The sequence below is a fragment of the Chromobacterium sphagni genome (assembly GCF_001855555.1).
In the GTDB taxonomy this organism is placed as follows: domain Bacteria; phylum Pseudomonadota; class Gammaproteobacteria; order Burkholderiales; family Chromobacteriaceae; genus Chromobacterium; species Chromobacterium sphagni.
Window position 1 is genome coordinate 19,533 of the sequence record NZ_MKCT01000008.1, and the last position, 21,684, is coordinate 41,216.

Below are 21,684 nucleotides of genomic sequence, written 5' to 3' on the forward strand. Positions count from 1 at the left end.
CTTGTTCCACAGCTATTCCTATTGGTACCGCCCATCCTGGCGGCGCCAGGGATAGGCTCGGCCAGACGACAAAGAGGTCAGCGAGCACATTCCCGACAAATGCCGCCGGTTACCGGTGGCATTTGTTTTTTTGACCCGACAAAGAGCGAATGATCTCCGGTCCGATCGCACCGTTTCAGATCCGGAGACACAAGCCATGAACGAAGTCCGCGACGCCCTTTCCCTCGCCCGCAGCCAAATCGCCGTAGCCGCGGGCCAGACGCTGTGCCCGGTCGCTCTGGTGACTGACGGCGAGTGGCTGGCCTATCGTCCCGGACTGCCGGCCGGGCAGTTGTCGTCCTGGCTGGCCGCCTGCGACGGCGGCGTCTGCCTGCTGGAGTCCATGTTGCCGGAAATCCGCCAGCTGGCGTTGCTGCTGGCGTTGCGGCGCGGTCTGCCGCAACAGGCCACGCCGCCGCGCATCGCCGAACCGGCCGACTGGCTGGCGGCGCGCATCCTGCTGCTGCAGTGGCGGCAGGTGGCGCTGGGGTTGGACGAACTGGCTCTGCTGGACTGCGCCAACCGTCGGGCGGCGGAGTGGGCGACGGCGGTCGGACTGGAGCCGCGGCCGGCCTTGCCGGTATTGTTGCCGGCCGGTCGCGGCATTGCTTGCCTGCAAGGTTGGAGCGCGCAGTGGATGGCGGCGGCCGGCGGTGGCGGCGCATCCGCGGCCATCGCGTCCAGCAGGCAGGCGCGCGCGGGTTTGGCCGCCCGTTGCGAGATATTGCTGGATTGCTAACCCCCACTGGAGAGAGAGTATGGAGCTGGAGCTGCACGACGAAGGCGAACGCAAGCTGAATAATCTGACCCTGGCGGTGTACATCCTGCAGGCGGTCAGCCTGTTTGTCGGTGTCACCGGCCTGGTGGGCGTCATCATTAACTACGTGAAGCGCGACGACGTGCGCGGCACTTTCTACGAAAGCCATTTCGAGTGGCAGATCAAGACCTTCTGGCTGTGGCTGCTGGGTACGGTGGTGGGCGCCGCGCTGTGCCTGATCCTGGTCGGCTACCTGGTGCTGTTTGCGCTGTGGATCTGGTACATCTACCGCATTGTGCGCGGCTTTCTGAACTTCAATGACCGCAGGCCGATGCCGCAGTAATGAAAAGGCGGGCGCCTAAGCACCCGCAAACGGCTCTGCGCGAACCGAAAAACCTGGCCGAACCGTCGCTCCGGTCGGAGTTGCTGTGCAGACATGCTAAACCGCCGCTTTGCCGGCACCCAGTGAAACCCGTTGCGATATTGTGCCACATCAAGCCTGGCAGGCGCAGGCCGGCTTTGGCACAATGCGCAGCCTCAATCTATACCTGCCATCATGCAAGCCGAAGACCTGCAAAGCCTCACCACCCGCGCCATGCCCTTTGGCAAGCACAAGGGCACGCTGATTTGCGAGCTGCCGGGCAACTATCTCAACTGGTTCGCCCGCGAAGGCTTCCCTCCGGGCGAAATCGGCCGCTTGCTGCAACTGATGCAAGAACTCGACCACAATGGTCTGACTTATCTGCTGGACCCGATTAGAAAGCGTTAACAATGGCAATCCAATGGTTTCCCGGCCATATGAACAAGGCGCGCAAGGATATTACCGAGCGCCTGAAAGAAATCGATGTCGTAATCGAGCTCTTGGACGCTCGCCTGCCGGCCTCCAGCGCCAACCCGATGCTGGCGCGGATGGCCAAGGGCAAGCCGCGGCTGATGATATTGAACAAGCAGGATCTGGCCGATCCGGCTATCACCTTGCAGTGGCTGGCCTGGTACAACGCCAAGCCCAATACCCAGGCCATGGGCATGGATGCGGGAGAGCGCGCGCCGGCGCAAAAGCTGGTGGCCGCCTGCCGTGAGCTGGCGCCTAATCGCGGCGGTCTGGAAAAACCGTTGCGGGTGCTGATCTGCGGCATCCCTAACGTCGGCAAGTCCACGCTGATCAACAGCATGTCCAGCCGCAAGATCGCCAAGACCGGCAATATGCCCGGCGTCACCAAGAACGAGCAGCGCATCATCCTGGCCGACGACTTCGAGCTGTTCGACACCCCCGGCATGTTGTGGCCGAAGATAGAAGTGGAAGAGGGGGGCTACAATTTGGCGGCCAGCGGCGCGGTGGGCCGCAACGCGATGGACGAGGAAGAGGTGGCGTTGGAGCTGCTGAAATATCTGCTGGCCCATTACGCCCCGGAACTGGCGGCCCGCTACAAGCTGGACGAGGTGGATGGCCGGCAAGACTGGCAGGTGCTGGAAATGATAGGCAAAAAGCGCGGCGCGGTGCTGTCCGGCGGCCGCATCAATATGCAGAAGGCGGCGGAGATCGTGCTGACCGACTTTCGCGACGGCCAGGTGGGCCGCATCACGCTGGAGCGACCGGATGAATGGCTGGCGTGGGAGAAGCGCGCCAAGGTCATCGCCGCCGAGCGCGCGATCCTGCGCGAAGAGAAGCTGAAGGAAAAGGAAGGCCGCAAGCAGGGCAGCCGCTGACGCCAGAAGCCAAAAGGCCCGGAGAACCGGGCCTTTTGGTTTGGGATGGGCGCGGGCTCAGGCGATGGTATCGACGATGCTGCCGTTGGTGCTGTCGGCGACCGCCTGTCCGGCCAGCGCCGGATTGCTCTGCAGTATGGTCGCCCAGTTGCCGTTGAGGCTGGAGGCGGCGCCGCCGCTACTGCCCAGCGTCTGGTTCAGCACTTGCTGGTCGGTGCTCTGCCGAGCGCTTTCGCCGCTGCTGGGACTGAGCGCGCTGCCTTGCAACACGCCGGCGGTGGCGAAGCTGTTGAGCAGGCCGGCCGGGTCGTAGGTGGCGTCGCTGCTGTCGCCGCCGCCCAGCAGCACCACGGTGCTGGCCTCCTGCGACAACTGCGCCGCCTGGGCGGCGAGAGCGGGCGTGGCGTTGCCGTTTTGCACTACCGGGGACGGCACGGTGCCGCCGTTGAGCAGGGCGGCGCTGGCCAGCGAAATCTGTGCGGTCTGGCTGATGCTCATGGCGAACCTCTTGATGGAAAAGCCTGCCCGTGCAGTATGGCAAGTTCGCGCGCCAGACTCAATGGTGGTTAACAGCTGCTAACAAAACAAAGACTTAGCGCCATTTTTGTTCAGCCACGCAGCAGCATGGCACCGGCGGCGATGAACAGCAGCGCGATCAACTGGCCGGCGCGCACGCTCCAGTGGACGCCGATTTCCAGGCAGGCCTGTTGCGGCCGGGCGGGGTTGTAGTACACCTGAACCGTCGCGCCGGCCGGATAGCGCTGGATGATTTGCTCGGCCAAGGCCCGGTTGGAAGAGAAACCTGGTTCCGGGATGCGGCGCTGTGTCGAGAGATGGCGCTGGCCGGCCACTTCATAACGGTAGGCAAGCAGCGCGCGGTATTCGCGCGCATCGCTGTTGTCGCCGCCGCGGCGCTGGCGCCAGTCAAGCGCGCTGCTTTCCACCCGGCCCGCCACGCTGGGCCAGCCTTGAGCGGCATCGGCCAGTCGGGCTTGTCGCCAGAGATAGGCGAAAGCGGCGACGCCGATGGCGATCAACAGCCAGGCCGGCCATTTTTCCAGCATGGGGTAGGTCCTGTGTCAGACGGCGGTGCCGGGGTGGTCGAACCAGGTGGTGAGGATGGCCTGGGCGGCCACCTGGTCCAGCGCCGGTTTCTGCTTGCGGCCGCGCAGGCCGGCTTCTTCCAGCAGGCTTTCGGCGATCACCGAGGTGTAACGCTCGTCCACCAGCCATACCGGCAGGTTGAAGCGGCCTTTCAGCCGGTTTGCGAAGCGGCGCGACAGCGCGCTCATCTCGTGTTCGACGCCGTCCTGATGCATGGGCAAGCCCACCACCAGCTGCGCCGGCTGCCATTCGCTGATCAGCTTGCCGATGGCGGCGAAGCGTTCGTCGGTGACGACGGTGTCTATGGTGGCCAGCGGATGGGGAATGCCGAGCAGGATGTCGCCGACGGCGACGCCGATGCGGCGCTCGCCGAAATCAAAAGCCAGTACGCAACCGTCAGGCATGGCCGACTTCCGAGGACAGCAGGGTGGGGTCGATTCCCAGCAGCGCCATCGCGGCGTCGTAGCGCTCTTCGCAGGGCAGGTTGAAGACGATGGCCAGGTCGGCGGGCACCGTCAGCCAGCCGTTGTCGGCGATTTCCTTCTCCAGCTGGCCGCCTGACCAGCCGGCGTAACCCAGCGAGATCAGCAGCCGCTCCGGCTTCTTGCCTTCCGACACCGCCGCCAGCACATCCTTGGACGTGGTCAGCGCGATGTCGTCGGTGACCATCAGGCTGGATTGCCAGTTGCCGGCTGGAGCATGCAGCACGAAGCCGCGGTCCGGCTGCACCGGGCCGCCGAAGTAGACCAGGCCGGTGCGGGTGTCCTCGTCGTCCAGCGGCAGATCGATCTGGTCGAACAGCTGCGCCATGGCGATGCCGGACGGCTTGTTGACGATCAGGCCCATGGCGCCGTGTTCGCCGTGTTCGCACAGGTAGACCAGCGACTTGGCGAACAGCGGATCGCCCATGCCGGGCATGGCGATCAGGAAATGATTGCTCAGCGATAAGGGTTCCATATGGCCATTATGGCACAACTGGCCAGGAGCCAGGCTAGCGCAAATTGCGTCGGCGCGGCGCTGGCGGCCATGCCGCACCGCTGGCGCGGCGGGCCTGATAAAATGCCGGTTTTGCCTATCTCGACTACGAGCAGTGAGGATGTCTTGCGCCTGACCCATATCAAGCTTGCCGGTTTCAAGTCATTTGTCGACCCCACCAGCATCGCGGTGCCGGGGCAACTGGTGGCGGTGATCGGCCCCAACGGCTGCGGCAAGTCGAACGTGATCGACGCCGTGCGCTGGGTATTGGGCGAATCCTCCGCCAAGCAGTTGCGCGGCGAGTCGATGCAGGACGTGATCTTCAACGGCTCGTCCAGCCGCAAGCCGGTGTCGCGCGCTTCGGTGGAGCTGGTTTTCGACAACGGCGACGGCCAACTGACCGGTCCCTGGGGCCAGTACAGCGAAGTGGCGATCAAGCGGGTGCTGACCCGCCAGGGCGAGTCCAGCTACTACATCAACAACCAGCAGGTGCGCCGCCGCGACATCACCGACCTGTTCCTCGGCACCGGCGTCGGCGCGCGCGGCTACGCGGTGATCGAGCAGGGCATGATCTCGCGCATCATCGAGGCGCGGCCGGAAGAGCTGCGCGCCTATCTGGAAGAGGCGGCCGGCGTATCCAAGTACAAGGAGCGCCGCCGCGAAACCGAAAACCGCCTGTCCGATACCCGCGCCAACCTGGAGCGCATCGCCGACTTGCAGCAGGAGCTGGAGCGCCAGGTGGAGCGCCTGTCCGAACAGGCGGAGGTGGCCGCCCAGTACCACGACCTTAAAGGCGCGCTGACCCACAAGCAGAACCTGCTGGCGCTGGCGCGGCGCGAGGAGGCGGCGCGCAGCGAGGCGCACGCCCGCGCCGAGCTGGCGCGGATAGAAACCGAGGAAGCCGCGCTGGAAAGCGCGGCCACCCATCTGGAGGTCGAACAGGAAACGGTGCGCGAAAGCCATTTCGCCGCCAGCGACGCAGTGCACGAGGCGCAGCAGCAACTGTTCGAGGCCAATGCCCAATTGGCCAGGCTGGAAGAGGCGCAGCGTCACCGCGAGCAAAGCCGCCAGCGGCTGGAGCGCGACCTGGCCGCCGCGCGCAGCGAGCGCCAGCAATTGGTCGACAACCGCCAGCAGGTGGAGGCCGAGCTGGACGACTGGCTGCCGCGGCTGGAAGAGGCGCAATTGCGGCAGGAGGAGGCGCAGATGGCGCTGGAGGACGGCGCCGACGAGCTGCCCGGCGCCGAGGCCGCCTTCCGCGCGCTGGATCAGCAGCAATCGCAGATGGTGGCGCAGCAGGCCAACCTCACCCGCGAGCGCGACCTGTCGCGGCAAAAGATAGAACACTGGCAGCGCGGCCTGCAGCAGCTATCCGGCCGCGAGGCGGCGTTGGCGCGCGAGTTGTCCGATCTGAATCTGCCGGAACACGGCGTGCTGGAAGCCGCCAAGCTGGACGTGGACAAGGCGCGGGCGGCGCTGGACGCGGTGCGCGCGCGGCTGGTGGCGGACGAAGCCAAGCAGGCCGACCTCGCCGCGGAGCGGGAGAAACTGGATCAGCAACTGGCCGCCAAGCGCACCGAGCTGGCGCGCGCCGAGGCCGAGGCGGCCGCGCTGGCGGCGTTGCTGCAACGCGAGGCGGCGGACGAACAGCTGGCAGGCTGGCTGGAAAGCCATCAGCTGGCCGACGCGCCGCAGCTGTGGCAGGCATTGCAGATTGATTCCACATGGCAAACCGCGCTGGAGGCGGTGCTGGGCGAGCGCTTGCCCGCCCGCGCCGCCGGTCTGCCGGATCAACATCCGCCGGCGGCGCTCGTCGTGGTGGATGGCGCGGCCGGCGCGGCGAATCCGCTGCCGCAGCGCAGCTGGCCCAGCCTGTTGGGCAAGGTGCGGGCACCCGCGCCGTTCGACGCCGCGCTGGCCGACTGGCTGGCCGGCATCTACCTGGCCGACACGCTGGATGCGGCGCTGGCGCGCCGGGCGGAGCTGGCCGCCGGCGAGTGCCTGCTGACGCCGGAAGGCCACCGGGTGGATGCGGTCAGCGTGCGTTACCACGCCGAGGTCAGCGGCGACGGCCTGATGGCGCGCAAGCAGTTGCTGGACCAGGCCAGCGCCCGCGCCGAAGGTTTGCAACCGGAGGCGGACAGCCTGCAGAGAAAGCGCGACAGCCTGCAAAGCATGGGCAATATGCTGGCCGAGGCGGTGCGTGGCCAGAGGGGGTCGTTGACCCGGCTGGAAGCGGAGCTGAACGCCGTCACGCTTGAGCATGTCAAGCTGGACCAGGCGGCGCGCCAGGGCGCGGCGCGGCTGGCGGCGATAGAGGCCGAACGCCGGCGGATGGCGGAGGAGCGCGCGCATGCCGAGACAGGCATCGCCGAAGCCGAGCTGATGGGCGAGGAGGCGGCGCTGACCTTGGAAGAACTGGCGCTGCAGCTGGAGGAGGTGAGGCTGGACCGGCTGAACGCCGAAACCGGCCTGCAACTGGCGCGCAACAAGGCGCGCGACGCCGAGCGCGTGCTGCACGAGATCAAGCTGGCGCTCCATAGCGCAGAGCAGAAGGTGGCGGAGCTGTCGCGCCGCGGCCGCGAGTTGTCCGACCGCGACGAGCAATTGCAGCAGAGGCTGGAAACGCTGGCCGGCGAGGCCGAAGTGGTGGACGAGGGGGTGCCGGAAGAAGCGCTGCAGCTGGCCTTGGCCGAACGCGAAACCCGCGAGCGCAAGCTGGCTGCGGTGCGCGACCAGCTCAATCAGTTGACCGAAAAAATGCGCGAGTTGTCGCAGCGGCAGCAGGAAGCCAATGCCGCGCTGCCGGCGCTGCGCGAGGCGCGCTCCGATTGGCTGCTCAAGCATCAGGAAGCCAGGCTGGCAATGGAGCGTTTCGCCGAGGAGCTGGCGCAGGTGGAGGCCGACGAGGCGGCGCTGCTGGCCGATCTCAACGACGGCGTGAAACCGAACGCGCTGGCGGCGGAGATCGCCCGCCTGGCGCGCGCCTTGGAAGGCCTGGGCGCGGTCAACCTGGCGGCGCTGCAGGAGCTGGACGAGGCGAAGAAACGCGGCGAATACCTGGCCAGCCAGTCCGACGACCTCAACCAGGCGATGGCGACGCTGGAAGAGGCCATCGCCAAGATCGACGGCGAAACCCGCGAGATGCTGCAGGCAACCTACGAGGCGGTCAACGCCAAGATGCGCGAGTTCTTCCCGACGCTGTTCGGCGGCGGCCGCGCCGAGCTGGTGCTGACCGGCGAGGATCTGCTGGATGCCGGCGTGCAGATCATCGCCCAGCCGCCGGGCAAGAAGAACAGCACCATCCATCTGCTATCCGGCGGCGAGAAGGCGCTGACGGCGATGAGCCTGGTGTTCTCGCTGTTCTCGCTCAATCCGGCGCCGTTCTGCCTGCTGGACGAGGTGGACGCGCCGCTGGACGACGCTAATACCAGTCGCTTCTGCGATCTGGTCAAGCAAATGTCGGAGCGCACCCAGTTCCTCTATATTTCCCATAACCGGCTGACTATGGAAATGGCCGAGCAACTGGTGGGGGTGACCATGCAGGAGCAGGGAGTGAGCCGCATCGTGGCGGTGGACATCGTCGAAGCATTGAAGATGCGCGAGGCCGTCTGACATCGCCCTTGACGCGGCGCAAGCCGGTCGGCGCGGACGGATGGCATACTGCGCCGCCGGCACGATAGGCCTGATCGAAACCATTCTGCAGACCAAACACTGACGCGCGGGCGCGGCGGGCAGGCATGCCGCCGCGCGCTTGCCATTGTGGAAGTGAAGTCATGACTGTAAGCATCAAACGCTGGGAACCGGAAAACGTCATTTTCTGGCTGAGCCGGGGTCGCGGTATCGCCCGGCGCAATCTGTGGCTGTCCACCTTCTCCCTGCATCTCAATTTCAATATCTGGATGATGTGGAGCATGGTGGTGGTCAACCTGCCGGCGGTGGGCTTCCTGATCTCCGACCAGCAGCAGTTCCTGCTGGTGTCGATACCGCCGCTGGTGGGCGCGCTGATGCGCTTGGTCTATTCCTGGGTCTGGAGTTGGGTGGGCGGCGGCTTGTGGCTCGGCTTCTCCACGCTGCTGCTGTTGCTGCCGGCCTGCGGCGTGGGCGCGGTGGTGCAGGACATCGCGTCGCCGTTCTGGCAACTGTTGCTGGTGGCCGGCTTGTGCGGCATCGGCGGCGGCGCCAGCGCTTCGCATTTGTCCAATACCAGCTTTTTCTTCCCCAGGTCGGAAAAGGGTCTGGCGATGGGGCTCAACGCCGGCCTCGGCAATCTGGGCGTATCGGTGGCGCAGTTGCTGATCCCGCTGTGCATTCTCTATCCCTTGTTCGGCGTCCATGGCGGCGAGCCGCAGGTCTGGGGCCGCGGCGGCGAAGTGCATTTCGTCTGGTTGCAGAACGCCGCCTATGTCTGGCTGCCGCTGGTGCTGATCGTCGCCGCAGCCTGCCTGCTGTACGCGCATGATCTGCCCAGGCTGCGCATCACCCCGCGGGATCAGCTGGATGCGATGCGTGATCGGCACACTTGGTATATCTGTCTGCTGTACATGGGCAGCTACGGCACGTTTCTGGGTTTTTCCGCCGCCTTTCCGTTGTTGGCGCGCAGCATGTTTCCGCTGGTTGACGCCAGCCCCTATCTGTTTGTCGGCCCGATGGCATGCGCCTTGTCGCGTCCCTTGGGCGGCTGGATGGGCGACCGGATAGGCGGCGGTATCGCCACCGTGGCCAGCAATCTGCTGATGGCGCTGGGCACCGCGGGGGTTTATCTGAGTCTGCCGTCGGCTAGCAGCGGCGGCGAGTTCGCTTGGTTCCTGGCGATGTTCTTGCTGATTTTCTTCGCCGCCGGGGTAGGCAACGGTTCATCCTACCAGTTGGCCCCCAAGGTGTTTCTGCTGCTGGCCGGGCGCGAGGCGCAGCTGCGCGGCGACAGCCTGCAGCAGGCTTATGCCCGCGGCGGCAGGCGCGGCGCGTCGGCGATGAATGTCAGCTCGGTGATGGCGGCCTTCGGCGGCTTTGTCATTCCCAAGGCTTTCGGCTCGTCGTTGAGCTGGTTTGGCGGCTTTCTGCCGGCGTTCGCCATGTTCTTTGCGTTTTACCTGCTGTGCACGGCGGTGGCCTGGTGGCATTACAGCCGTCCCCAGGCGGCCATGCGCTGCTGAGCGGAAGATTAGCGCGATGTGGCGGGCCGGTTTGCTGTCCCTGGGCTTGCATGCGCTGGCCATTGCCGGCTGGTGGTGCGGGGGGACGCATCATTCGCTCCCGGTTGTCGCGGAGACGCCGGTGACGGTGACGCTGTCGGACGCGGCGGAGCGTTCCGCCCATATGGGCGGCGCGGCGGCGGCTGGAGGCGGGGTCGAGCGCCGGGCGGACGCGCGGGCGCCGGCGCGCCGCCGCTCGCTCAAGGCCGCAGCGCCTGTGGCGACCGCGCCGCGACAGGCAGCAATGGCGACGGCACCGGCTACCGGGCTTACGGGAGGGGCGGAGGCATCTACGCATGCCGGCGCGGCGCAGAAAGAAGAAGGCCGGAGCGATGGCGACCATGAGGCGCTGTATGGTCCGGCCTATCTGGAGAATCCGCAGCCCTCTTACCCAGAGCGATCGCGTCAGCTGGGGGAAGAGGGCGAGGTGCTGCTCAGGGTGAGGGTCGGCGCAAACGGCCAAGCCCTAATGGTTACGCTGGCGCGTAGCAGCGGCTTCCATCGTCTGGATCAGACGGCGATGGATGCCGTGGCGCGATGGCGTTTCGTTCCTGCCAGGCGTGGTGGTACAGTGGTCGAGTCGGAATTGACCGTGCCTGTGCGCTTTCAGCCATAGCGTGGCGCGCCTGACGGCGATCGGAGTCAGGCTGGTTCGTTCTCCTGCTGTTCCAGCGCCTGGCTGAAGCTGGCGCGCAGCCGACCCAGTTCGTTGCAGAAGCCGGACAGGTCCTGCTCGCCGAATTGCTGGAAGGCGTTGTGCATGTAGTCCAGATGGGCGGGAAAGGCCTGGCTGAACAATTGCTGGCCATGGGGAGTCAAAGCTACGAACACGCTGCGGCGGTCGTTGGGCTGCATGCTGCGGGTGACGATGCCCTTGTCTTCCAGGCGGTCGAGCACGCCGGTCAGGGTGCCTTTGGTGATAAGCGTGTGGTCGGACAGTTCCTTGCAATTCATGCCCTGGCTGTTGCCGAGGGTGGTGACCACGTCGAACTGTGGCGGTGTAAGTCCGAGCCGGCGGATGTTGAAGCTGGCGAACTGTTCAAAGGCCTGGTAGGTGCGCGACAATTCGCGCACGACCGGCAGGAAACTGGCTTGATCGGATTTTTTCATCGTAAAAGAGTCCCCGTGCTGTTCTAAGCAGTGTTGTACAGACTAGTACGGCCCTGTGACAGAGTTATCTCCAATTCTGGCACGCGATCCGGATAAATTCGCCTGTCTGAAATGTCATATTCATCCTGGTGAATTTTTCTGAGCGTTATACAGTGTTACGGAGAAAACCGTAGCTGGTCTAAGGGTCTGGACCCGCTTTGATCGGGCGCCGGCGGCGCGCCGTTCCGCTGTCAGGCGGAGCCGCCGTTTTTGCGCAGAGGTTTTGTCAAGCGTTTTTCTAATGCCAAATGGCGCGAGATGGCGGGCTTTCGTTATAATGATGCTGAAATGCCCGCGGCAGGCGGGCTGGCCGCCGGACGGGCGCGGTCAGAAGATGACAGAATCGAGGGAGGCTGGCTGGCCGGATCGCCATGGGCGCGGCAGTCGGCCTCGATTATTCGCCTTAATGCGGAATGGCTAATGAGCGAATTGCAGATTGGTGTATTGATTTTGGGCGGCGGCGTGATCGCCCTGGTGTTCGGTTTCAACATGTTTCAGGAGTGGCGTTTCCGCAAGCGGACGCACCGGGCTTTCGCGCGTCCGCATGGCGATGTGCTGCTGGACGTGCCCAAGAACAATGTGCGCGACGGCGTGAGGGCCGACCGGATGGAGCCGGTGCTGGTCGATGAGGAGCTGGATCGGGATGAGGACGCGGACGCGTCGCAGTTCGAGATCCCGGCGATGGAGCCGCCGGCCTGGGAACCGCAGATCGCGCCGCGCCATGAGCCGGCGCTGCAGCACGTCGACGTGCCGGTGATGGACGAAGAGGACGAGGCGGAGCTGGCGATGGATTCCGCCGATCATCAGGCGCTGGTGGTGGCGATGCTGGATCCGTCGCTGGACTTCATCGCCGAAGTGATGTTCCACGAGCCGCACGAACTGGCGGCGATGCCGCGCTTCAATGTCGGCAAGCGCACCCAATTGATAGGCCGCACCGAGCGCGGCCTGTGGAAGGTAGCCGAGGCGTTGCCCGGCACCCGCTACAAGCAGATCAATGTCAGCATGCAGATGGTGGACCGCTCCGGCTCGGTCAGCGAACAGGAGCTGGCCGCCTTCTGCCAGCAGGTGTCGCGTTTTGCCGAGGACCACGACGCGGCGGTGAGCTTTCCGCAGCGCCAGCAGAAGCTGGTGGCGGCGCGCGAGTTGGACCGCTTCTGCGCCGATGTCGATGTGCTGATCGGCATCAATATCGTCCCCAGGGCATCGATCGAGGGTGCCCGGCTGCGCAGTTTCGCCGAGGCGGCCGGCCTGCAGCTGGAGCCGGACGGCGCCTTCCATTACCTGGCAGATTCCGGCAACACGCTGTATTCGCTGGTGGCGGCGGACCAGATGCCGTTTACCTTCCATACGCTGTTGGACAAGTCGTTCCCGGCGCTGACCCTGCTGTTCGACGTGCCGCGCGTGGCCGGCGGGGTGGATGTGTTCGACCGCGCCGTGTATTTCGCCAAGCAGTTGGCGCAGGAGTTCGACGCGCAACTGGTGGATGACAACCGCCGGGCGTTGACCGAAGCCGGCCTCGCCCGCATCCGCGACCAGTTGCTGCATATTTACGGCAGCATGGACGACAGGGGCATCGCGCCCGGCAGCGTGGCCGCCTTGCGCCTGTTTGCCTGAATGCAGAACCGATTGTGAAAGGGCCGGCGATGCCGGCCCTTGCCGTTTGAGAATATCCGATGACCCAAGCCCATTCCGAATTGCGCGCCGGACAGCTGCGCGAGCTGCTCAACCGCTACGGCCATGAATACTACGTGCTGGATGCGCCGACGGTGCCTGATGCCGAATACGATCGGTTGTTCCGCGAGCTGCAACAGCTGGAGGAGGCGTTCCCCGAGCTGCGCCGCGACGACTCCCCCACCAGCCGCGTCGGCGGCGCGCCGCTGGCCGAGTTCGGCCAAGTCACCCACGCGGTGCCGATGCTGTCGCTGGCCAACGCCTTTTCCGACATGCAACTGGACGATCCGGCTGAACGCCACGCCGAGTTGACCCAGTTTGACGAGCGAGTGCGCAAGGGGCTGGACGCGACGGATATCGAGTACGCCACCGAGCCGAAATTCGACGGCCTGGCCATTTCCCTGCTGTATGAAAACGGCGTGCTGACGCGCGCGGCCACCCGCGGCGACGGCATCACCGGCGAGCAGGTGACCGAGAATGTGCGCACCATCCGCGCGATTCCGCTGAAGCTGGAGAACGCGCGGCCGCCAGCGTTGCTGGAGGTGCGCGGCGAAGTGCTGATGCTGAAGCACGACTTCGAGCGCCTGAACGCCGATCAGCTCGCCCGCGGCGACAAGGCCTTTGCCAACCCGCGCAACGCCGCCGCCGGCAGCCTGCGCCAACTGGATTCGCGCATCACCGCGCAACGCCGCCTGTCCTTCTTCGCCTACGCCATCGCCCAGGTGGCGGGCGCCGGCTGGCCGGCCACCCACCAGGGCGAGATGGGCTGGCTGGCCGAGCTGGGTTTTCCGGTGGTGGAGGCTTCGCTGCGTCCGGTGGTGCGAGGCGCATCGGGCCTGGCCGGCTATTACGAGACGGTGATGGCGCGCCGCGCCGGCCTGCCGTTCGAGATCGACGGCGTGGTGTACAAGGTCAACCGCCGGGATCTGCAGGATAGGCTTGGCTTTGTCTCGCGCGCGCCGCGTTGGGCGATTGCCCACAAGTTTCCAGCTGAAGAGGCGTTGACCCAGGTGGAGGCCATCGAGGAGCAGGTGGGCCGCACCGGCGCCATCACCCCGGTGGCGCGGCTCAAGCCGGTGTTCGTCGGCGGCGTCACCGTCACCAACGCCACCTTGCACAATGAAGACGAGGTGCGGCGCAAGGATGTGCGCGTCGGCGACACCGTGATCGTGCGCCGGGCCGGCGACGTGATCCCGGAGGTGGCGGCGGTGGTGCTGGAGCGCAGGCCGATGCAGCCGGCGGCCGGCGGCGACCTGTTCAGCGCTGCGGAGGAGCCGCGTTACCCGGCCTACCGCCTGCCGGCGGCGTGCCCGGTATGCGGCAGCCACATCGTGCGGGAAGAGGGCGAGGCCATCGCCCGCTGTTCCGGCGGCCTGTCCTGCCGCGCGCAGCGCAGCCAGGCGATCCAGCACTTCGCCGGCCGGCGCATGATGGACATCGACGGCCTGGGCGAGCGCTACATCGACAAGCTGGTCGAGTACGATTACGTGCGCGGCGTGGCCGACCTTTACCGGCTGAAACTGGAAGACTTGCTGGAAATGAAGCGCCGCGCCGACGAGGACGAGGGCGTCACGCCGGAGACGGTGAAGGCCGGCAAGGTAGCCAGCAAGTGGGCGGAGAACCTGATCGAGGCCATCGACGCCAGCCGCGCGCCGCCGCTCTCGCGGTTGCTATTCGCACTGGGCATCCGCCATGTCGGCGAGTCCACCGCCAAGACGCTGGCCGACTGGCTGGGCCGCATGGCGCTGATCCGCCGCTGCCCGGCGGCGTTGTTCGCGGCGTTGCCGGACATCGGCGCGGTGGTGGCGGATTCGCTGGCGGACTTCTTTGCCGAGGCCAACAATGAGGCAGCGCTGGACGCCTTGCTGCGCGAGGTGCGGCCGGCTGACGAGCGCGAGCCGTCGCCCAGGTTGCGCGAGCGCCTGGATGAGGCCGCGCTGCTTGCCAGCCTGCGCATTCCGCGGCTGACTGAAATCCGCAGCCAGCAACTGCTGGGCCAGATCGCCGGCTTGTCGGCGTTGGCCGGCGCGGAGCGCCGCCGGCTGTTGGATCTGGAACTGCCGGCCGAGGTGATCAACGCGCTGGCCGACTGGCTGGACCAGCCGGACAAGCGCGCGGCGCTGGCCGCGCTGGCGCAATTGCGCGAGGAGGTGCTGGCCGCATTGCCGCAGGCGGCGGAAGCGGAGGTCTTGCCGCTGGAGGGCAAGACCCTGGTGCTGACCGGCACGCTGCCGACCTTGAGCCGCGACCAGGCGAAAGCCATGATAGAAGCCGCCGGCGGCAAGGTGTCCGGCAGCGTGTCGAAGAAAACGCATTACCTGGTGGCGGGCGAAGAGGCGGGCAGCAAGCTCGCCCGCGCGCAGGAACTGGGCATTGCCATATTGGACGAAGCCGGCCTGCAGGCCTTGCTGGCCGGAAACTGACAGGAAGACGACATGGCGCTCAAGGCAGTGGTGAAGGCCGATTTCGCCGCAGGCAACCGTCTGGCGGCGGCTGGCGATTACGCGGGAGCGATCGCCGTTTTCGACCGCTGCCTGGCGATAGACGCCAGGGACTGGCAGGCGCTGGCCAACCGGGCCAACGCGCATCTGCAACTGGGCGACAGCGCCCGCGCGCTGGACGATTACCTGGCCGCGGCGGCGCTCAATCCCGCCTCGCTCAACATCAAGAGCAATCTGGCGGTGCTGTTGAAGGAATTGGGCGAGCTGGAGCTGGCGTCCGGCCTGCTGCAGGAAGTGCTGGCGGCCGATCCGGACCATGTCGACGCCTGGAGCAATCTGGGCATCGTCCGCCAGCATCAGCTGCATTATCAGGAGGCCATCGCCTGCCTGCTCAAGGCGATAGAGCTGGGCGGCGCCACCGCCGCGCGCTGCAACAATCTGGGCAATGTCTGCACCAGCGCGCTGTTGCTGGACGATGCCGTCTCCGTGCTGCAGGGAGGGCTGGAGTTGGCCCCCGACGACGCCAATCTGCAGTTCAGCCTGTCTATCGCGCTATTGCTGGCCGGCCGCTACGCCGAGGCCTGGCCATTGTACGAGGCACGCTGGCGCAGCATTCTGCAAGCCCGGCACGACGGTCCGCGCTGGCGGGGCGAGGCGCTGGGACGGCGCACCCTGCTGCTGTGGTCGGAGCAGGGGCTGGGCGACAGCCTGCAGATGGCGCGTTTCCTGCCGCGCATCCGCGCCGAGCATCCGGACGCCGAACTGTTGCTGGCCTGTCCGGCCACCTTCCATCGCCTGTTTGCCCAGTTTGACGGCGTCAAGCTGCTGGAGGCCGACGCGGCGCCCGCCTACGATTGCCAGCTGCCGCTGATGTCCTTGCCGGGCGTATTGGGCGTGACGCTGGGCAATCTGCCGACCAAGGCCTATTTACAGTCGAGGGCTGGCCTCGCGCCGAATCTGCCGGACAGCCCGCGCTTGAAAGTGGGCGTGGTATGGGAAAGCGGCCGCTGGGGCGTGGGCATCGCCGACGCCTGGCGCCAGCACAAGTCGGTGCCGCCGGCCCTGTTTGCCGATATCTGCAGAGTCCCAGGCGTGGATTTCATCGCCTTGCAGCCCGGCGCCGCGCCGGCTGAACTGCAGGGGCTGGTGAAACAGCCGGCCATCGCCGACTTCGCCGATACCGCGGCGCTGGTGGAGGAGATGGATCTGGTGATCTGCGTGGACACCGCCATCCTGCATCTGGCCGGCGCGATGGGCAAGCCGGTGTGGGCGCTGCTGCGCGCCGAGAGCGCGCCGTTTTTCCTGGCGGATGCGCCAAGCGCGCCGTGGTATCCGTCGGTGCGGCTGTGGCGCCAGCCATTGCCGGGCGCCTGGCAGCCGGTGGTGAAAGGCCTGATTGCCGCCTTGCGGCAGCAACCGGCATTTTGACCTGAAGCCAAGTCGGGCTAGAATGCGGCCCTGTCATTGTTCAAATCGTCATTGCGTTACGGAATCGAGATGAAAAAGATCACCAAAGCAGTCTTTCCGGTAGCTGGCCTGGGGACCCGTTTCCTGCCCGCCACCAAGGCCAGTCCGAAAGAGATGCTGCCTATTGTCGACAAGCCGCTGATCCAGTATGCGGTGGAAGAGGCGATTGCTGCCGGCATGACCGAGTTGATCTTCATCACCGGCCGCAACAAGCGTTCGATCGAAGACCATTTCGACAAGGCTTACGAGCTGGAAACCGAGCTCGAATACAAGAACAAGCACAAGCTGCTGGAACTGGTGCAGGAAATCATCCCGCCGTCGGTGTCGTGCATCTATATCCGCCAGACCGAGGCGCTGGGCCTGGGCCATGCGGTGCTGTGCGCTCGCCCGGTGGTGGGCGACGAGCCGTTCGCGGTGATCCTGGCCGACGACCTGATCGAAGGCGCGCCGGGCGCGATGGAACAGATGGTGCGGCTGTTCGACGAGACCCATGCCTCCATCCTCGGGGTGGAGACGGTGGCGCCGCAGGACACCAGTTCCTATGGCATCGTCAAGGTCAAGTTGGATGCGCATGGCCGCCAGGCCGTCGAGCACATCGTCGAGAAGCCGCGCCCGGAAGAGGCGCCGTCCAATCTGGCGGTGGTGGGACGCTACATCCTGACGCCGCGGATTTTCGACAAGCTGGTGAACACCGGCGCCGGGGCCGGAGGCGAAATCCAGCTGACCGACGGCATCGCCGCGCTGATGAAAAGCGAGACCGTGCTGGCGCTGCCGTTCAAGGGCACCCGCTACGATTGCGGCTCCAAGCTGGGTTATCTTAAGGCCACCGTCAACTACGGCCTGAAGCACCACGAGGTGGCGGACGAATTTGCCGCCTTTTTGGACGGTTTGAAGCGCAACTGATTGTTTTATCCGTTTACGCCGCCGCATCCCGGCGGCGTCGCCTGTTCTGTCAAGGAGTCATCATGCCTAATATTTCCGAAGCCCGCGGGCTGATCAACAGCGCCGATGTGCTGTTCAGCGCCGAGGAAGTCAGCATTGCCGTCGATCGGATGGCGGTGGAGATCACCGAAAAACTGGGCGAGGAATACCCACTGGTGTTGTCGGTGATGGGCGGCGCGGTGGTGTTCACCGGCCAGTTGCTGCCGCGCCTGGCTTTCCCGCTGGACTTCGATTACGTCCATGTTTCCCGTTACGGCGACAAGACCCATGGCGGCGAGCTGGTGTGGAAGCAGGCGCCGAAGGAAGATGTGCGCGACCGCGTGGTGCTGGTGCTGGACGACATCCTGGACGAAGGCCACACCATGGCCGCCATCCGCGACAAGGTGATGGAGATGGGCGCCAAGGCCTGCTTCAGCGCGGTGTTCGCCAACAAGCTGATCGCCAAGGAAAAGCCGATCGCCGCCGACTTTGTCGGCCTGGACGTGCCGGACCGCTATGTGTTCGGCTACGGCATGGACGTGCGCGGCGCCTGGCGCAATCTGCCGGCGATCTATGCGTTGAAGTAAGACTGCGCATCGGCGGTTCCGCAGCCGCGCCCGGCATTGCCGGACGCGGCTTTTTGTCGCGCCGGCTCAGGCCGACGACTGTTGTATCAGCTCGCGCAGCCGCTGCAGCGATGCCTGCAGCTTCTGGTCGGTGCCGACCTTAAGGTCGAGCTGGCGGATGGTTTCGCCGAATTCGCTGACCGCCATGTCAAGTTTGTATTCCTGTTCGTCGGTGAGGCCGAAGCCTATCGCCAGATGCTGCACCTGCGAGCAGAACTCCAGCACCCGCTCGCTGATTTCGGTGTTGAAACGGGCATGCTGCACTTCCAGCGACGTCAGCGCCTCGGTCATTTCGTGAATGCTGACCCCCAGCACCTGATTCTGGCGTTGCAGCTGCGACTCGTTGCGTATGCTTTGCAGCCGGCATTCGGCCGCGTCGGCGATGATGGCCAGATGGTCGCGCAAGCGGCCGACGCGGTCGGGATCGCTTTCCGGCATATTGTGCAGCAGCAGGGTCAGGTGCGGGTAGTTGATGCACATGCGGTTCTTGAACGAGAAGATGCGCTCCATCGTCTGCAGATTGTCGAGGATGGAGGACGCCAGCGGCGAGCAGTTTTCGCCGTCGGCGCCAATGTCGACCACGCTGTAGTCGGGACGGCGCAGCCGGATGCTGCCTTTCAGATCGTAGCCGTTGCGTATGGTTTCCAGCAACTGGCTGGCCAGCGTCAGCTCGTTGCCGCATTCCTGGCTGCGGCGCATGAATTCAAGCACGACGCCGAGCTCGCCGGCATTGGTCATCGCCTCGAAGGCCACGCTGCGCACGTTGGCGATCTCGGCGCTCAGCTGGTGCTTGTGCTGGCTGGCGCGCTGCGCCAGCTGGATCTTGTAACGCAGCAATTCGCCGTCTATCGGCTTGTCGAGGAAGTCGTCGCAACCGGCGTCCAGTCCGGCCAGCTTGGCCTCGTTGCCGGTGTTGGACGATAGGAACACGATCTGCATCCTGGGGTCGGCCTGCCGCAATTCGCGGCAGACGGAAAAACCGTCGATCCCGGGCATGATGACGTCGCACAGCGCCAGCGCCGGCGGGGCCTGTTCGCGCAGCGCGGCCAGCACGGCCTCGCCGGAGTCGAACAGCTGCAGCAGCCAGTCTTCCCCCAGTTCGTCTTGGATGAACATGCGTTGCAGCGGATCATCGTCTATTGCCCAGATGGTGAAGTCCGTGTTTGTCATGGTGCGCCCTTGCGGTTGTGCGGTTCTGCTGTGGTCCTGCCTCAATCTATAGCCTGTTCCGCCGCGGATGGTTCGCCCAGGGCCTGACCGATTTGCTGCAGCACCTGTTCCAGTTGCCCTTGCAGCTGTTCCAGCAAGGCCGGCACGGTTTGGAATTGCTGGTCGCGGCAGGCCTGCTCCAGTTGGCTGGCGGTCTCGGCCAGCGGTTCGGCGCCTATGGTGCGCGCGCTGCCTTTCAGGGTATGAGCCTGGCGCTGGAGCGCCTCCCTGGCCTCATTGCCAGGATCTAGCCGGAAGCCGGCAGCCTGCGTCCGCCAGTGCTCGGCGAAGCTGCGCAGCATGCGTTGGTAGCGTTCGGTATTGCCGCGTATCCGCGCCAGCGCGCCGACGGTGTCGAACTGCCGCAGCGTTTCGATGCGCAGGTCCGCGGACGCACGCTGCCGTTCGGATGGCGGCGGCGCGGCGGCCTCCACCGGAGAGGCGCACCACTTGGCCAGGGTTTGCCAGAAGGTGTCCAGATCTATCGGTTTGCTCAGATAGTCGTCCATGCCGGCCGCCAGCGCCTGGTGCCGGTCTTCGGGACGGGCGCTGGCGGTCATGGCTATGATGGGCAGTCCTTTCCGGTCCGGCAGCGCGCGGATCCGCCGGGTGGCCTCCAGTCCGCCCATCACCGGCATCTGCATGTCCATCAGGATCAGGTGGTAGTGCTGGCGCTGGACGGCCTCGAACGCTTCATGGCCATTCATCGCCGTGTCCACGGCGGCGCCGGTGTCTTTCAGCAGCTCGCAGGCGTATTGGCGGTTGAAGGCATTGTCCTCGGCCAACAGGATGCGGTAGCCCTTGAGTGAAATGTCTTTCTCCGCCAGCTCCGGCGCGGCGTGGATCTGCTGATCGGATTTTTCCAACGGCAGTTCCACGGTGAAGACCGACCCCTCGCCGGGCGCGCTGATCACCCGAATGCTGCCATGCATCGCTTCCACCAACTGATGGCAGATGGCCAGTCCCAGGCCGGTGCCGCCGAAGCGGCGCGTGGTGGTGGCGTCGGCCTGCATGAACTGGCTGAACAGGCCGGAGCGGGTTTCGGCGTCCATGCCTATCCCGCTGTCGCTGATGATGAACAGGCAGCGGCTGAATTGCGGAGAGTCGTCCAGGCAGAGGCCCTGCAGGCTGACGAAGCCGCGCTCGGTGAACTTCACCGCGTTGGACAGCAGATTGGTCAGGATCTGCTTCAGCCGCAGCGCGTCGCCCAGATAGCCGTGGCGGAAGCCGTCCGGCCAGTCCGCGGACAGTTGCAGCCGTTTCTGGTCGATCAGCGGTTCGATCAGCGACAGCGAGCTGCGGCAGATGTCGTCCAGCCGGCAGGGGTGGATGTCCAGCGTGAAGCGGCCGGAGCGGTATTTGGAAAAGTCCAGGATGTCGTTGATGATGCCCAGCAGCGACTTGGCGGCTTCGCGCACGTTTTGCAGGTAGTCGCGCTGCTGCTGGCTGAGGCTGGTGGCCAGCGCCAGTTCGGCGAAGCCGATGATGGCGTTCATCGGCGTGCGGATCTCGTGGCTCATATTGGCGATGAACTCGTCTTTCAGCTGGTCGGCCGAACGCGCTTCGTTCAACGCGTACTCCAGCTCGGTGGTGCGCTCGGCGACCAGCTGCGACAGCCGGGCCTGCTGGTCCACCAGGAAGGCTTCGGCTTCCTTCTGCAGGCTGATGTCGCTGATGGTGCCCCGGATCAGCGCGGAGGGCGCGACGCCGTCCTGCTCCAGCATCGCGCTCTTGTTCAGCACCCAGCAGTATTTGCCGTCATGCCGGCGCACCCGGTAGCGGGTTTCGACGAAGGGCGTCTGGCCGGACAGCAGCGCGCGCATGCTTTGGTTGCGCGAAGGGATGTCGTCGGGATGGATCAGCGCGTTCCACTGGCTGCTGGGGCCGTTGATCATTTCCGGCTGATAGCCCAGCTGGGCCAGCCAGCTGGGGGAAAAGTGGATTTCGCCGCTCTGCACATTATATTCGAACACTCCCATGCCGGTGGATTCCAGCGCCTCGCGCCAGCGCTGCTCGTTGAGCCGCATCGCTTCCGCGGCCTCGATCTGCGAGCTGATGTCGTGCACTTCGGCCACGAAGTGGGTGAGCAGGTTGTGGCTGTCGTAGATCGGCGTCAGCGACATGTTGTTCCAGAAGCGGCTGCCGTCCTTGCGCCGGTTGTGCAGCAGCACCGAAACCGGCTTCGCATGGGTAATGGCATGCTCCAGCACCTGGATGGTGGCGGGGTCGTTGTCGTCGTCCTGCCAGAAGCGGTAATGCTTTTCGTGGATCTCGCCTTTCGAATAGCCGGTTATCCGGCTGACGCCGTCGTTGACGAACACGGTGGGGAGCTCCGGCATGCGGGCGTCGGCGATCAGGAAGCCGGTGGACATCGACTCGATGCCCCGCAGCAGCAGGTGCACTTGTTCATCGGCCTCGTGCAT

General features: G+C 65.5%; 19 protein-coding genes. 12 read left to right on the forward strand and 7 right to left on the reverse strand.

Going from position 1 to position 21,684, the window contains the following annotated elements:
- Window positions 1–196: 196 nt before the first annotated feature.
- The 4 genes from BI344_RS06665 to ylqF all read left to right on the forward strand — a co-directional run bounded on the left by BI344_RS06665 (window position 197) and on the right by ylqF (window position 2,503).
- Window positions 197–778 carry a hypothetical protein gene (locus tag BI344_RS06665; RefSeq protein WP_071112205.1) on the forward strand — a complete coding sequence of 194 codons (582 nt, stop codon included), beginning with the start codon at window positions 197–199 and terminating at the stop codon, window positions 776–778.
- 19 nt (window positions 779–797) lie between these two features.
- A complete protein-coding gene (locus BI344_RS06670) occupies window positions 798–1,139 on the forward strand; it encodes a DUF4870 family protein (protein WP_071112206.1) in 342 nt (113 codons plus the stop codon).
- Window positions 1,140–1,352: 213 nt separating this feature from the next.
- Window positions 1,353–1,565 carry a DUF3820 family protein gene (locus BI344_RS06675; protein WP_071112207.1) on the forward strand — a complete coding sequence of 71 codons (213 nt, stop codon included), beginning with the start codon at window positions 1,353–1,355 and terminating at the stop codon, window positions 1,563–1,565.
- Window positions 1,566–1,567: 2 nt separating this feature from the next.
- A complete protein-coding gene (ylqF, locus tag BI344_RS06680; protein WP_071112208.1) occupies window positions 1,568–2,503 on the forward strand; it encodes a ribosome biogenesis GTPase YlqF in 936 nt (311 codons plus the stop codon).
- A gap of 57 nt (window positions 2,504–2,560) precedes the next feature.
- On the opposite strand, the gene BI344_RS06685 is transcribed toward ylqF, so the two are convergent.
- The 4 genes from BI344_RS06685 to BI344_RS06700 all read right to left on the reverse strand — a co-directional run bounded on the left by BI344_RS06685 (window position 2,561) and on the right by BI344_RS06700 (window position 4,564).
- Entirely contained in the window at window positions 2,561–3,001 is a 441-nt protein-coding gene (locus tag BI344_RS06685; RefSeq protein ID WP_071112209.1) for a hypothetical protein, read from the reverse strand.
- 110 nt (window positions 3,002–3,111) lie between these two features.
- Window positions 3,112–3,567 (reverse strand): DUF3592 domain-containing protein, encoded by a 456-nt coding sequence (locus BI344_RS06690; RefSeq protein WP_071112210.1) that lies wholly within the window; start codon window positions 3,565–3,567, stop codon window positions 3,112–3,114.
- Window positions 3,568–3,582: 15 nt separating this feature from the next.
- The gene (ruvX, locus tag BI344_RS06695) at window positions 3,583–4,011 is read right to left on the reverse strand and encodes a Holliday junction resolvase RuvX (protein ID WP_071112211.1); all 429 of its coding nucleotides are present in this window, start codon (window positions 4,009–4,011) and stop codon (window positions 3,583–3,585) included.
- Window positions 4,004–4,564: a YqgE/AlgH family protein gene (locus tag BI344_RS06700; RefSeq protein WP_071112212.1), complete on the reverse strand. Its 561-nt coding sequence runs from the start codon at window positions 4,562–4,564 to the stop codon at window positions 4,004–4,006. Before BI344_RS06700 ends, ruvX begins: the two co-directional genes overlap by 8 nt.
- A 144-nt stretch (window positions 4,565–4,708) precedes the next feature.
- Between BI344_RS06700 and smc the strand changes: the two genes are divergently transcribed.
- The 3 genes from smc to BI344_RS06715 all read left to right on the forward strand — a co-directional run bounded on the left by smc (window position 4,709) and on the right by BI344_RS06715 (window position 10,393).
- Window positions 4,709–8,197, forward strand: coding sequence for a chromosome segregation protein SMC (gene smc, locus BI344_RS06705; protein WP_071112224.1), 3,489 nt, complete (start codon window positions 4,709–4,711; stop codon window positions 8,195–8,197).
- 161 nt (window positions 8,198–8,358) lie between these two features.
- Window positions 8,359–9,738 carry an MFS transporter gene (locus tag BI344_RS06710; RefSeq protein ID WP_083370106.1) on the forward strand — a complete coding sequence of 460 codons (1,380 nt, stop codon included), beginning with the start codon at window positions 8,359–8,361 and terminating at the stop codon, window positions 9,736–9,738.
- A gap of 127 nt (window positions 9,739–9,865) precedes the next feature.
- A complete protein-coding gene (locus tag BI344_RS06715) occupies window positions 9,866–10,393 on the forward strand; it encodes an energy transducer TonB (protein ID WP_158021041.1) in 528 nt (175 codons plus the stop codon).
- A gap of 26 nt (window positions 10,394–10,419) precedes the next feature.
- Here BI344_RS06715 and BI344_RS06720 read toward each other — a convergent pair whose 3' ends face one another.
- Window positions 10,420–10,887 (reverse strand): MarR family winged helix-turn-helix transcriptional regulator, encoded by a 468-nt coding sequence (locus BI344_RS06720; RefSeq protein ID WP_071112215.1) that lies wholly within the window; start codon window positions 10,885–10,887, stop codon window positions 10,420–10,422.
- A gap of 459 nt (window positions 10,888–11,346) precedes the next feature.
- Here BI344_RS06720 and BI344_RS06725 point away from each other — a divergent pair, with 459 nt between their 5' ends.
- From BI344_RS06725 to BI344_RS06745, 5 genes are all read left to right on the forward strand, one after another.
- Window positions 11,347–12,540, forward strand: coding sequence for a cell division protein ZipA C-terminal FtsZ-binding domain-containing protein (locus tag BI344_RS06725; RefSeq protein ID WP_071112216.1), 1,194 nt, complete (start codon window positions 11,347–11,349; stop codon window positions 12,538–12,540).
- A 59-nt stretch (window positions 12,541–12,599) separates the two neighbouring features.
- A complete protein-coding gene (gene ligA / locus BI344_RS06730) occupies window positions 12,600–15,020 on the forward strand; it encodes an NAD-dependent DNA ligase LigA (protein ID WP_071112217.1) in 2,421 nt (806 codons plus the stop codon).
- 12 nt (window positions 15,021–15,032) lie between these two features.
- Complete coding sequence (locus BI344_RS06735; RefSeq protein WP_071112218.1) at window positions 15,033–16,466, forward strand: tetratricopeptide repeat protein; 1,434 nt, start codon at window positions 15,033–15,035, stop codon at window positions 16,464–16,466.
- A 69-nt stretch (window positions 16,467–16,535) separates the two neighbouring features.
- The gene (gene galU / locus BI344_RS06740) at window positions 16,536–17,408 is read left to right on the forward strand and encodes a UTP--glucose-1-phosphate uridylyltransferase GalU (protein WP_071112219.1); all 873 of its coding nucleotides are present in this window, start codon (window positions 16,536–16,538) and stop codon (window positions 17,406–17,408) included.
- Window positions 17,409–17,470: 62 nt separating this feature from the next.
- Window positions 17,471–18,013 (forward strand): hypoxanthine-guanine phosphoribosyltransferase, encoded by a 543-nt coding sequence (locus tag BI344_RS06745; RefSeq protein WP_071112220.1) that lies wholly within the window; start codon window positions 17,471–17,473, stop codon window positions 18,011–18,013.
- Between the two features lie 66 nt (window positions 18,014–18,079).
- Here BI344_RS06745 and BI344_RS06750 read toward each other — a convergent pair whose 3' ends face one another.
- Both BI344_RS06750 and BI344_RS06755 read right to left on the reverse strand, forming a co-directional pair.
- Complete coding sequence (locus tag BI344_RS06750) at window positions 18,080–19,222, reverse strand: response regulator transcription factor (protein ID WP_071112221.1); 1,143 nt, start codon at window positions 19,220–19,222, stop codon at window positions 18,080–18,082.
- Between the two features lie 41 nt (window positions 19,223–19,263).
- On the reverse strand, window positions 19,264–21,684 hold a 2,421-nt coding region (locus tag BI344_RS06755; RefSeq protein ID WP_071112222.1), incomplete at its 5' end, for a PAS domain-containing hybrid sensor histidine kinase/response regulator.

Bases quoted from the DNA above. Each gene is read 5' to 3' on its own strand.
- BI344_RS06665 (WP_071112205.1), top strand. From the start codon at position 197: ATGAACGAAGTCCGCGACGCCCTTTCCCTCGCCCGCAGCCAAATCGCC.
- BI344_RS06670 (WP_071112206.1), top strand. From the start codon at position 798: ATGGAGCTGGAGCTGCACGACGAAGGCGAACGCAAGCTGAATAATCTG.
- BI344_RS06675 (WP_071112207.1), top strand. From the start codon at position 1,353: ATGCAAGCCGAAGACCTGCAAAGCCTCACCACCCGCGCCATGCCCTTT.
- ylqF (WP_071112208.1), top strand. From the start codon at position 1,568: ATGGCAATCCAATGGTTTCCCGGCCATATGAACAAGGCGCGCAAGGAT.
- BI344_RS06685 (WP_071112209.1), bottom strand. From the start codon at position 3,001: ATGAGCATCAGCCAGACCGCACAGATTTCGCTGGCCAGCGCCGCCCTG.
- BI344_RS06690 (WP_071112210.1), bottom strand. From the start codon at position 3,567: ATGCTGGAAAAATGGCCGGCCTGGCTGTTGATCGCCATCGGCGTCGCC.
- ruvX (WP_071112211.1), bottom strand. From the start codon at position 4,011: ATGCCTGACGGTTGCGTACTGGCTTTTGATTTCGGCGAGCGCCGCATC.
- BI344_RS06700 (WP_071112212.1), bottom strand. From the start codon at position 4,564: ATGGAACCCTTATCGCTGAGCAATCATTTCCTGATCGCCATGCCCGGC.
- BI344_RS06710 (WP_083370106.1), top strand. From the start codon at position 8,359: ATGACTGTAAGCATCAAACGCTGGGAACCGGAAAACGTCATTTTCTGG.
- BI344_RS06720 (WP_071112215.1), bottom strand. From the start codon at position 10,887: ATGAAAAAATCCGATCAAGCCAGTTTCCTGCCGGTCGTGCGCGAATTG.
- BI344_RS06725 (WP_071112216.1), top strand. From the start codon at position 11,347: ATGAGCGAATTGCAGATTGGTGTATTGATTTTGGGCGGCGGCGTGATC.
- ligA (WP_071112217.1), top strand. From the start codon at position 12,600: ATGACCCAAGCCCATTCCGAATTGCGCGCCGGACAGCTGCGCGAGCTG.
- BI344_RS06735 (WP_071112218.1), top strand. From the start codon at position 15,033: ATGGCGCTCAAGGCAGTGGTGAAGGCCGATTTCGCCGCAGGCAACCGT.
- galU (WP_071112219.1), top strand. From the start codon at position 16,536: ATGAAAAAGATCACCAAAGCAGTCTTTCCGGTAGCTGGCCTGGGGACC.
- BI344_RS06745 (WP_071112220.1), top strand. From the start codon at position 17,471: ATGCCTAATATTTCCGAAGCCCGCGGGCTGATCAACAGCGCCGATGTG.
- BI344_RS06750 (WP_071112221.1), bottom strand. From the start codon at position 19,222: ATGACAAACACGGACTTCACCATCTGGGCAATAGACGATGATCCGCTG.